Raw genomic sequence first — 10,835 nt, forward strand, 5'->3', positions numbered from 1 at the left:
AGACCAGGGCAAAGGCGCCCCTGACCGCCTGGTACCCTGGTCGACGGCCGTTTGTGTACGCACCCCCGGAGCTCACCGCTCTGGAGGCCGCGCCCAGCGGATCCCCGCCTTCCGAGTCATGGAAGCTCCCCCGAGACACAGACCGGGGGCACTCGGTGGCCATCACAGACTACGAGGAGTACGCGTGCCGCTCGACGCCGCTACGAAGAAGCAGATCATCACCGAGTTCGGTCAGAAGGAGGGCGACACCGGCTCCCCCGAGGTCCAGGTCGCCATGCTCTCGCGCCGTATCACGGACCTGACCGAGCACCTCAAGACCCACAAGCACGACCACCACTCCCGCCGTGGCCTGCTGATCCTGGTCGGCCAGCGCCGCCGGCTGCTGCAGTACCTGGCCAAGAAGGACATCCAGCGCTTCCGTGCGCTGGTCGACCGCCTCGGCATCCGCCGTGGTGCGGCGGGCGCCAAGTAAGACGCCGTGAGGGGAGCGGTTCCCGGGGAAACGGGACCGCTCCCTTTGCTGTACGTGCGGAGTGTCACCACGGCTTTGTAGTGTGGTAGCACAACGCATGTCGTACGACACAGGACGTGCGACACAGAACGAGGAGAAGCGCACCTAGCCGCCGCCGGTCCTCGGTAGTGGCCCCCGGGGGAATGCGAGCCCCGGGTGCTTCGATCGAAGACCGGCCCGCACAGCACGGCGCGCTCTCCGCAACCGTCTCCCTGCCACACGGGCAGCCGGAGACGAAGACGAGGAGATAACGCTAGTGGAGAACGAGACCCACTACGCCGAGGCCGTCATCGACAACGGCGCCTTCGGCACCCGCACCATCCGCTTCGAGACGGGCCGCCTGGCCAAGCAGGCCGCCGGTTCCGCCGTGGCGTACCTGGACGACGACACCATGGTGCTGTCGGCCACCACCGCCTCCAAGAACCCCAAGGACCAGCTCGACTTCTTCCCCCTCACGGTGGACGTCGAGGAGCGGATGTACGCCGCCGGCAAGATCCCCGGCAGCTTCTTCCGCCGCGAGGGCCGTCCCTCCGAGGACGCGATCCTCACCTGCCGCCTGATCGACCGCCCGCTGCGCCCCTCCTTCAAGAAGGGCCTGCGCAACGAGATCCAGGTCGTCGCCACGATCATGGCGCTCAACCCCGACCACCTGTACGACGTCGTGGCGATCAACGCCGCCTCCGCGTCCACGCAGCTGGCCGGCCTGCCCTTCTCCGGCCCGATCGGCGGCGTCCGCGTCGCGCTGATCCGCGGCCAGTGGGTGGCCTTCCCGACGCACACCGAGCTCGAGGACGCCGCCTTCGACATGGTCGTCGCCGGCCGTGTCCTGGAGGACGGCGACGTCGCGATCATGATGGTCGAGGCCGAGGCCACCGAGAAGACCATCAAGCTGGTCGAGGGCGGCTCCGAGGCGCCGACCGAGGAGGTCGTCGCCGCCGGTCTGGACGCGGCGAAGCCCTTCATCAAGGTCCTGTGCAAGGCCCAGTCGGACCTCGCCGCCAAGGCCGCCAAGCCGACCGGCGAGTTCCCGATCTTCCTGGACTACCAGGACGACGTCCTCGAGGCCCTGACCGCCGCCGTCAAGCCGGAGCTCGCCTCCGCGCTGACCATCGCCGGCAAGCAGGAGCGCGAGTCCGAGCTGGACCGCGTCAAGGCGCTCGCCGCCGAGAAGCTCCTCCCGGAGTTCGAGGGCCGCGAGAAGGAGATCTCCGCCGCGTACCGCTCGCTGACCAAGACCCTGGTCCGTGAGCGCGTCATCAAGGAGAAGAAGCGCATCGACGGCCGCGGTGTCACCGACATCCGCACCCTGGCCGCCGAGGTCGAGGCCATCCCGCGGGTCCACGGCTCCGCCGTGTTCGAGCGTGGCGAGACCCAGATCCTGGGCGTCACGACGCTGAACATGCTCCGCATGGAGCAGCAGCTCGACACGCTGTCGCCGGTGACGCGCAAGCGCTACATGCACAACTACAACTTCCCGCCGTACTCCACCGGCGAGACCGGCCGCGTCGGCTCCCCGAAGCGCCGCGAGATCGGCCACGGCGCCCTCGCCGAGCGCGCCCTCGTCCCGGTCCTGCCGACGCGTGAGGAATTCCCCTACGCGATCCGCCAGGTCTCCGAGGCGCTGAGCTCGAACGGCTCGACGTCCATGGGCTCGGTCTGCGCCTCCACCATGTCGCTGCTGAACGCCGGTGTGCCCCTGAAGGCCCCCGTCGCCGGTATCGCCATGGGCCTGATCTCCCAGGAGATCGAGGGCGAGACGCACTACGTCACCCTCACCGACATCCTCGGTGCGGAGGACGCCTTCGGCGACATGGACTTCAAGGTCGCCGGCACGAAGGACTTCGTGACCGCCCTCCAGCTCGACACCAAGCTGGACGGCATCCCGGCCTCCGTCCTGGCCGCCGCCCTCAAGCAGGCCCGTGACGCCCGCCTCCACATCCTCGACGTGATGATGGAAGCGATCGACACGCCGGACGAGATGTCCCCGAACGCCCCGCGGATCATCACCGTCAAGATCCCCGTGGACAAGATCGGTGAGGTCATCGGCCCCAAGGGCAAGATGATCAACCAGATCCAGGAGGACACCGGCGCCGACATCACGATCGAGGACGACGGCACGATCTACATCGGCGCGGTCGACGGACCGTCCGCCGAGGCCGCCCGCACCACGATCAACGGCATCGCCAACCCGACCATGCCGGAGGTCGGCGAGCGCTACCTGGGTACGGTCGTGAAGACGACCACCTTCGGCGCGTTCGTCTCGCTGCTCCCGGGCAAGGACGGTCTGCTGCACATCTCGCAGATCCGCAAGCTCGCCGGCGGCAAGCGCGTGGAGAACGTCGAGGACGTTCTCGGTGTGGGCGCCAAGGTCCAGGTCGAGATCGCCGAGATCGACTCCCGCGGCAAGCTCTCCCTCATCCCCGTGATCGAGGGCGAAGAAGACGCAGAGACGAAGGACGACACCGACAAGTGACGTCGAGCAGCTCGACGGCGACGGCCCGCACCTCCTCGGAGGGGCGGGCCGTCGCCCGTACCCAAACCCTGATCAAGGGCACGAACGGCATCGGCACAGTCCGTAAGACCACCCTCCCGGGCGGCCTGCGCATCGTCACCGAGACCCTGCCCTCGGTCCGCTCCGCGACCTTCGGCATCTGGGCGCACGTCGGCTCCCGCGACGAGACCCCGGCCCTGAACGGCGCCACGCACTACCTGGAGCACCTGCTCTTCAAGGGCACCGACCGCAGGTCCGCCCTGGACATCTCCTCCGCGATCGACGCGGTCGGCGGCGAGATGAACGCGTTCACGGCGAAGGAGTACACGTGCTACTACGCGCGCGTGCTCGACACCGACCTGCCGCTCGCCATCGACGTCGTCTGCGACATGCTGACGGGCTCCCGCATCCTCGAGGAGGACGTCGACGTCGAGCGGGGCGCGATCCTCGAAGAGATCGCCATGACCGAGGACGACCCGGGTGACTGCGTGCACGACCTGTTCGCGCACACGATGTTCGGCGACAACCCCCTCGGCCGCCCGGTCCTCGGCACGGTCGACACGGTCAACGCCCTCACCGCCGACCGCATCCGCCGCTTCTACAAGAAGCACTACGACCCGACCCACCTCGTGGTCGCCTGCGCCGGCAACGTCGACCACGCCAAGGTCGTACGGCAGGTCCGCGCCGCCTTCGAGAAGGCCGGTGCCTTCAAGGAACCGGGCGCCGAGCCCGTCGCCCCGCGCGGTGGCCGGCGCGCCCTGCGCACCGCGGGCCGCCTGGAGCTGATCGACCGCAAGACCGAGCAGGCGCACGTCGTCCTCGGCATGCCGGGCCTGTCCCGCACGGACGAGCGGCGCTGGGCCCTGGGCGTGCTCAACACCGCGCTCGGCGGCGGGATGTCGTCCCGCCTCTTCCAGGAGGTGCGCGAGAAGCGCGGCCTGGCCTACAGCGTGTACTCGTACACCTCCGGCTTCGCCGACTGCGGCCTGTTCGGCGTGTACGCCGGGTGCAGGCCCTCGCAGGTGCACGACGTGCTGAAGATCTGCCGCGACGAACTCGACCAGGTCGCCGAGCACGGCCTGTCCGACGAGGAGATCGGGCGCGCCATCGGCCAGCTCCAGGGCTCCACGGTCCTCGGCCTCGAGGACACCGGCGCGCTGATGAACCGCATCGGCAAGAGCGAGCTGTGCTGGGGCGAGCAGATGTCCGTCGACGACATGCTGGCCCGGATAACGTCGGTCACCCCGGACGACGTCCGCTCGGTGGCCCGCGAGATCCTGGGACGGCGGCCTTCCCTGTCGGTCATCGGCCCACTGAAGGACAAACAGGCGGCCCGCCTGCACGACGCTGTCGCCTGACGAACCCCCTGGTGAAGGAAGCACAAGAGATGAGCAAGCTGCGTGTGGCGGTCCTCGGTGCCAAGGGCCGGATCGGCTCGGAAGCCGTTCGAGCCGTAGAGGCCGCCGAGGACATGGAACTGGTCGCCGCCCTGGGCCGGGGCGACCAGCTGGAGACGCTGGCCGAGTCCGGCGCCCAGGTCGTGGTCGAACTGACCACGCCCGACTCGGTCATGGCCAACCTCGACTACTGCGTACGCCACGGCATGCACGCGGTCGTCGGCACCACCGGCTGGACCGACGAGCGCCTCGCGCAGCTCAAGGGCTGGCTGGACCGGTCACCTAAGACGGGTGTGCTCATCGCGCCGAACTTCTCCATCGGGGCCGTCCTGACCATGAAGTTCGCGCAGCTCGCCGCCCCGTACTTCGAGTCCGTCGAGGTCGTCGAGCTGCATCACCCCAACAAGGTGGACGCCCCCTCCGGCACCGCCACGCGCACCGCCCAGCTCATCGCCGAGGCCCGCCGCGAAGCCGGCACCGCCCCGGCCCCCGACGCCACGACCACCGCCCTGGACGGCGCCCGCGGTGCCGACGTCGACGGCGTCCCGGTGCACGCCGTCCGGCTGCGCGGACTACTGGCCCACCAGGAGGTCCTGCTCGGTGCCGAGGGCGAGACCCTGACGGTCCGGCACGACTCGCTCCACCACAGCAGCTTCATGCCGGGCATCCTGCTCGGCGCCCGCCGCGTGGGGAGCGTTCCCGGCCTGACCTTCGGCCTGGAACACTTCCTGGACCTGAGCTGAGCCCCTGACCGTCATGCGCGCGAAGCTCACCTACGCCCTCACGGCCGCCGTCCTGGTCGTCTACTTCGTCCTGGTCGGCAGCCGCGGCCTGCTGCTCATCGAGACCGGCACGCCCCTCACCGTCACGTTCGGCGTCGCGGTGCTGATCCTGCCGGTCATCGGCCTGTGGTTCCTGTGGAAGAACACGCAGTTCGTCCGCAGGGCCAACCAGCTCGCCGCCGAACTCGACGCCGAGGGCGGTCTGCCCGTCGACGAACTGAAGCGCACCCCCAGCGGGCGCATCGACCGGGACTCGGCCGACGAGGTCTTCGCCCGGCGCAAGGCCGAGACGGAGGCCGCACCGGGCGACTGGCGCACCTGGTTCCGCCTGGCCGTCGCCTACCACGACGCCCGCGACACCCCGCGCGCCCGCAAGGCGATGCAACGCGCGATCGCCCTGCACGACGGCAAGCAGCCCGAAGCCGCCTGAGCCGCAGCCACACATGCCGGCGGGGCCGGACCGCAAACGGTCCGGCCCCGCCGGCATGTCACCAGGACGTCAGCGCTGGACGTACTCGTCGGCCCACGCCTCCACCGCGTCGGCCGCCCGTTCGAAGGCCTCCGTCCGGCCCAGGAAATCCGCGTTGTGCGTCGTCAGCAGCGGCGGCACACCGTCCGCGGCCTGTCCCCGCCGGACGAGCAGCAGCGCCTGGCCCTGCAAGGTCCGGGGGAGCCCCAGCCAGCGCACCGGCTGCTGCACCGTGCGTACCGAGACGACCTGCGCCCAGGGCGCCGTACGCGTCGCGAGGAAACCCACGTACCGCAGCCCGCGCGCGCTCACCCACACACCCATGCGCAGCAGCCGCAGCGCTCCGGCGATGACGAGCAGCGCGAGAGCGAACACCAGCCCGGCCGAGGTCGGTTCGGCCGTCGCCGCGATGATGACCGCGGCGAACAGCACGAACGAGGCGAGCAGCAGTGCCAGCGCCGCCGCCCCCACCCGCCAGGGACCGGGGCGGTACGGCCGCCGCCAGGTGTCACGGTCTTCGTGCGGCAGCGGAACGTCGTCCGCCGCGTCGAAAACGCGGTCGGCCGTCAGGAAGGGCAGGGGCACGGCGGGTCCTCACTCGATCCATGCGTGGGCTGTGCCCGGTGAGGCTACCGATCTGCTTCCGCGGTCACCACCGCCAGGGGGCCGGATGGAGTCAGCGCCGGCCCGCGGTGGCTCAGCGGTTCTGGGACGCCTGCGACTGCTGCGGATGCGAGTCCGGGCGGTCGACCGTCAGCGCGGGTGTCCCGATGACCAGGGAACCCACGAGCCCCGCCACGATGGTCAGGCCCATCAGCCAGCGCCCGGCCTGCTGGCTGACCGAGAGCCGCTCACGCGGTGGGGGAGTGATATTGCTGCGGAACCTGTCGGCCTCGGCGACGAAGGCAAACGGTACGGGTTCACGCCGACCGAACATCAGGGGTGCTTCTCCTTCGGAGTGGAACGGATCACTTTCACCAGTAGAGACGAAAGAACTCCCTCAGAGGTGCCCTGTTTCACCGACTTCATTGCGGCACGCCACCGATCGCTCTGATTTCGGCGGGCCGTAGAGTGACGTCGCCACACGACGAGATGGGAAGGCCCTGCCAACCGTGACCGACACCCCCGCCGACGCCCCCAAGCCCAGCTACCGCAGCGACGTCACCGTCGAGCTGGTCAAGCACACCGCGTCCGACGCGGACGTCCTCTTCGCCGCCCGCGTCTCGACCCTCGGCGAGCAGTCCCTGGACGAGCTGGACAAGGACCCCGAGCGTTCCAAGGGTCTGATCAACTACCTGATGCGGGACCGGCACGGCAGCCCGTTCGAGCACAACTCGATGACCTTCTTCATCAGCGCCCCGATCTTCGTCTTCCGCGAGTTCATGCGGCACCGCGTCGGCTGGTCGTACAACGAGGAGTCGGGCCGGTACCGGGAGCTCCAGTCGGTCTTCTACGTCCCCGACGAGTCTCGCAAGCTCGTCCAGGAGGGCCGTCCCGGCAAGTACGTCTTCGTCGAGGGCACCCAGGCCCAGCAGGAGCTGGTCGGCCGTGTGATGGAGGACTCCTACCGGCAGGCGTACGAGTCCTACCAGGAGATGCTCGCCGCCGGCGTCGCCCGCGAGGTCGCCCGCGCGGTCCTCCCGGTCGGCCTGTACTCCTCGATGTACGCCACCTGCAACGCCCGCTCGCTGATGCACTTCCTCGGCCTGCGCACCCAGCACGAGCTGGCCAAGGTCCCGTCCTTCCCGCAGCGTGAGATCGAGATGGTGGGCGAGAAGATGGAGTCCGAGTGGGCCCGGCTCATGCCGCTCACCTACGCCGCCTTCAATGCCAACGGACGCGTGGCACCGTAACGCCGCCCGCTTCCCTCGACCAGGCACAGATGTACGGTTCAGCCGTGCGAAGTGTCCGTATTGCGGCATTTCGAGAAGTTCACTTAGCCTGATCGAACGGGTCCGGCACTGCTTGAACCCCCGAGCAGGCAGTGCCGGGCTCCACCTTTGTCGCGACTTGTCGCCTGCCCCTAGGGCAGACCCGGTCCTGAGCAACGAGTAGCGTGTAACCCATGGCTCCGACCTCCACTCCGCAGACCCCCTTCGGGCGGGTCCTCACCGCCATGGTCACGCCCTTCACGGCGGACGGCGCACTCGACCTCGACGGCGCGCAGCGGCTCGCCACCCACCTGGTGGACGCAGGCAACGACGGCCTGATCATCAACGGGACCACCGGCGAGTCCCCGACCACCAGCGACGCGGAGAAAGCGGATCTCGTACGGGCGGTCCTGGAGGCCGTGGGCGACCGCGCCCACGTCGTGGCCGGCGTCGGCACGAACGACACCCACCACAGCATCCAACTCGCCCGCGCGGCGGAGCGCACCGGCGCACACGGCCTGCTCATCGTGACGCCGTACTACAACAAGCCCCCGCAAGAGGGCCTCTACCGGCACTTCACGGCCATCGCCGACGCCGCCGGTCTGCCGGTGATGCTCTACGACATCCCCGGCCGCAGCGGCGTCCCGATCAACACCGAGACGCTCGTCCGCCTCGCCGAGCACCCGCGCATCGTCGCCAACAAGGACGCCAAGGGCGACCTCGGCCGCGCGAGCTGGGCCATCGCCACCTCCGGCCTCGCCTGGTACTCCGGCGACGACATGCTGAACCTCCCCCTGCTCTCCGTCGGCGCGGTCGGCTTCGTCTCCGTCGTCGGCCATGTGGTCACCCCCGAGCTGCGCGCCCTGGTCGAGGCGTACACCTCGGGCGACGTCCAGAAGGCCACCGAGATCCACCAGAAGCTGCTCCCCGTCTACACGGGCATGTTCCGCACCCAGGGCGTGATGACGACCAAGGCGGCGCTGGCCCTGAAGGGCCTGCCCGCCGGACCGCTGCGCGCCCCCATGGTCGAGTGCGCGCCCGAAGAGATCGAGCAACTCAAGATCGATCTTGCCGCCGGCGGGGTACAGCTCTGACACCAGACTTCGCGCGGCACCCCCGCGCGCGTGCTTCACAACTGAATAAGCGGGCCACCGGTGCCCGCGCACACCCCACACAGACAACTGCTTCTGCACGAACGTCACGCGCGCCACGTGCCCTACCGGTACGTGGCGCGCGTGGTGAGGAGAGTCTTTTGAGTCATCCGCATCCCGAACTCGGCCCGCCCCCGCCGCTCCCCGAAGGCGGCCTGCGCGTCACCCCGCTCGGCGGTCTCGGTGAGATCGGCCGCAACATGACGGTCTTCGAGTACGGCGGCCGCCTGCTGATCGTCGACTGCGGAGTGCTCTTCCCCGAGGAGGAGCAGCCCGGAATCGACCTGATCCTGCCGGACTTCTCGTCCATCAGGGACCGCCTCGACGACATCGAGGGCATCGTCCTCACGCACGGCCACGAGGACCACATCGGCGGCGTCCCCTTCCTCCTGCGCGAGAAGCCGGACATCCCGCTGATCGGCTCCAAGCTGACCCTCGCCCTCATCGAGGCCAAGCTCCAGGAGCACCGCATCCGCCCGTACACCCTCGAGGTGGCGGAAGGGCACCGCGAGCGCATCGGCCCCTTCGACTGCGAGTTCGTCGCGGTCAACCACTCCATCCCGGACGCGCTGGCCGTGGCCATCCGCACCCCCGCGGGCATGGCGGTCCACACCGGCGACTTCAAGATGGACCAGCTCCCGCTGGACAGCCGCCTCACGGACCTCCACGCGTTCGCACGTCTGAGCGAAGAGGGCATCGACCTCCTCCTCTCGGACTCGACGAACGCCGAGGTCCCGGGGTTCGTCCCGCCCGAGCGCGAGATCTCCAACGTCCTGCGCCAGGTCTTCGCCGGCGCCCGCAAGCGCATCATCGTTGCGAGCTTCGCCAGCCATGTGCACCGCATCCAGCAGATCCTGGACGCGGCGCACGAGTACGGCCGCCGGGTCGCCTTCGTCGGCCGCTCCATGGTCCGCAACATGGGCATCGCCCGGGACCTGGGCTATCTGAAGGTCCCCCCGGGCCTGGTCGTGGACGTCAAGACGCTCGACGACCTCCCGGACAGCGAGGTGGTCCTGGTCTGCACCGGCTCCCAGGGTGAGCCCATGGCGGCGCTCTCCAGGATGGCCAACAGGGACCACCAGATCCGCATCGTCCAGGGCGACACGGTGATCCTGGCCTCGTCCCTGATCCCCGGCAACGAGAACGCGGTCTACCGCGTGATCAACGGCCTCACCCGCTGGGGCGCCAACGTGGTCCACAAGGGCAACGCCAAGGTCCACGTCTCCGGCCACGCGTCTGCGGGCGAGCTGCTGTACTTCTACAACATCTGCCGCCCGAAGAACCTCATGCCGGTGCACGGCGAATGGCGCCACCTGCGCGCCAACGCCGAACTGGGCGCCCTGACCGGCGTCCCGCACGACCGCATCGTCATCGCCGAGGACGGCGTGGTCGTCGACCTCATCGAGGGCAAGGCGAAGATCTCCGGCAAGGTCCAGGCCGGCTATGTCTACGTCGACGGCCTCTCGGTCGGCGATGTGGGCGAGCCGGCCCTCAAGGACCGCAAGATCCTCGGCGACGAGGGCATCATCTCGGTCTTCGTGGTCATCGACTCGTCCACCGGAAAGATCACCGGCGGCCCGCACATCCAGGCCCGCGGCTCCGGCATCGATGACTCCGCCTTCGGCGACGTGGCACCCCGGATCACGGAGGTGCTCGAACGATCCGCCCAGGACGGCGTGGTCGAACCCCACCAGCTCCAGCAACTCGTTCGCCGCACGCTGGGCAAGTGGGTCTCGGACAACTACCGGCGCCGGCCGATGATCCTGCCTGTGGTCGTTGAGGTCTGACGGACCGTCGGGTCCGAGCAGGCGCCAACTGGGAGCGGGGCTCCTCGATTTGCATCGAGGAGCCCCGCTCCAGTAGGTTTACAACTCCTCCCGACGGGGCACCCGGCCAACTCAGCGCCGGGGATCATGCTCCGGACTAGGGAGGGGAAATCCGACTCAGAAACTTCTGATAAAGTCGGAACCGCCGGAAAGGGAAACGCGAAAGCGGGAACCTGGAAAGCACCGAGGAAATCGGATCGGAAAGATCTGATAGAGTCGGAAACGCAAGACCGAAGGGAAGCGCCCGGAGGAAAGCCCGAGAGGGTGAGTACAAAGGAAGCGACCGTTCCTTGAGAACTCAACAGCGTGCCAAAAGTCAACGCCAGATATGTTGATA

Annotated in this window: 10 protein-coding genes; 8 read left to right on the top strand and 2 right to left on the bottom strand. The window is 68.9% G+C overall.

What is annotated here, in order from left to right:
• Window positions 1-184 precede the first annotated feature (184 nt).
• The 5 genes from rpsO (at window position 185) to AC07DF_RS06715 (ending at window position 5,611) form a co-directional block, all read left to right on the top strand.
• Window positions 185-472 carry a 30S ribosomal protein S15 gene (gene rpsO, locus AC07DF_RS06695; protein ID WP_391102924.1) on the top strand — a complete coding sequence of 96 codons (288 nt, stop codon included), beginning with the start codon at window positions 185-187 and terminating at the stop codon, window positions 470-472.
• A gap of 295 nt (window positions 473-767) precedes the next feature.
• Window positions 768-2,984 carry a polyribonucleotide nucleotidyltransferase gene (locus AC07DF_RS06700; protein ID WP_478967504.1) on the top strand — a complete coding sequence of 739 codons (2,217 nt, stop codon included), beginning with the start codon at window positions 768-770 and terminating at the stop codon, window positions 2,982-2,984.
• Complete coding sequence (locus tag AC07DF_RS06705; protein ID WP_478967506.1) at window positions 2,981-4,360, top strand: M16 family metallopeptidase; 1,380 nt, start codon at window positions 2,981-2,983, stop codon at window positions 4,358-4,360. The genes AC07DF_RS06700 and AC07DF_RS06705 overlap by 4 nt, the downstream gene beginning before the upstream one ends.
• A gap of 29 nt (window positions 4,361-4,389) precedes the next feature.
• Window positions 4,390-5,142 carry a 4-hydroxy-tetrahydrodipicolinate reductase gene (dapB, locus tag AC07DF_RS06710; RefSeq protein ID WP_478967508.1) on the top strand — a complete coding sequence of 251 codons (753 nt, stop codon included), beginning with the start codon at window positions 4,390-4,392 and terminating at the stop codon, window positions 5,140-5,142.
• A 13-nt stretch (window positions 5,143-5,155) separates the two neighbouring features.
• A complete protein-coding gene (locus AC07DF_RS06715; RefSeq protein ID WP_382496714.1) occupies window positions 5,156-5,611 on the top strand; it encodes a tetratricopeptide repeat protein in 456 nt (151 codons plus the stop codon).
• Between the two features lie 69 nt (window positions 5,612-5,680).
• Here AC07DF_RS06715 and AC07DF_RS06720 read toward each other — a convergent pair whose 3' ends face one another.
• Both AC07DF_RS06720 and AC07DF_RS06725 read right to left on the bottom strand, forming a co-directional pair.
• Window positions 5,681-6,235, bottom strand: a complete 555-nt coding sequence (locus AC07DF_RS06720; protein ID WP_478967510.1) for a PH domain-containing protein — start codon at window positions 6,233-6,235, stop codon at window positions 5,681-5,683.
• Window positions 6,236-6,347: 112 nt separating this feature from the next.
• Entirely contained in the window at window positions 6,348-6,587 is a 240-nt protein-coding gene (locus AC07DF_RS06725) for a hypothetical protein (protein WP_454362381.1), read from the bottom strand.
• 175 nt (window positions 6,588-6,762) lie between these two features.
• Here AC07DF_RS06725 and thyX point away from each other — a divergent pair, with 175 nt between their 5' ends.
• From thyX to AC07DF_RS06740, 3 genes are all read left to right on the top strand, one after another.
• Window positions 6,763-7,503, top strand: a complete 741-nt coding sequence (gene thyX / locus AC07DF_RS06730; RefSeq protein WP_478967512.1) for an FAD-dependent thymidylate synthase — start codon at window positions 6,763-6,765, stop codon at window positions 7,501-7,503.
• Between the two features lie 212 nt (window positions 7,504-7,715).
• Window positions 7,716-8,615, top strand: a complete 900-nt coding sequence (gene dapA / locus AC07DF_RS06735) for a 4-hydroxy-tetrahydrodipicolinate synthase (RefSeq protein WP_478967514.1) — start codon at window positions 7,716-7,718, stop codon at window positions 8,613-8,615.
• Window positions 8,616-8,773: 158 nt separating this feature from the next.
• The gene (locus tag AC07DF_RS06740) at window positions 8,774-10,459 is read left to right on the top strand and encodes a ribonuclease J (RefSeq protein WP_478967516.1); all 1,686 of its coding nucleotides are present in this window, start codon (window positions 8,774-8,776) and stop codon (window positions 10,457-10,459) included.
• Window positions 10,460-10,835 lie beyond the last annotated feature (376 nt).

Source organism: Streptomyces sp. NPDC044719, assembly GCF_056433405.1.

What these genes read in the sequence shown, in the direction of transcription:
- dapB (WP_478967508.1), top strand. Translation starts at nt 4,390, where the DNA reads ATGAGCAAGCTGCGTGTGGCGGTCCTCGGTGCCAAGGGCCGGATCGGC.
- AC07DF_RS06715 (WP_382496714.1), top strand. Translation starts at nt 5,156, where the DNA reads ATGCGCGCGAAGCTCACCTACGCCCTCACGGCCGCCGTCCTGGTCGTC.
- AC07DF_RS06725 (WP_454362381.1), bottom strand. Translation starts at nt 6,587, where the DNA reads ATGTTCGGTCGGCGTGAACCCGTACCGTTTGCCTTCGTCGCCGAGGCC.
- dapA (WP_478967514.1), top strand. Translation starts at nt 7,716, where the DNA reads ATGGCTCCGACCTCCACTCCGCAGACCCCCTTCGGGCGGGTCCTCACC.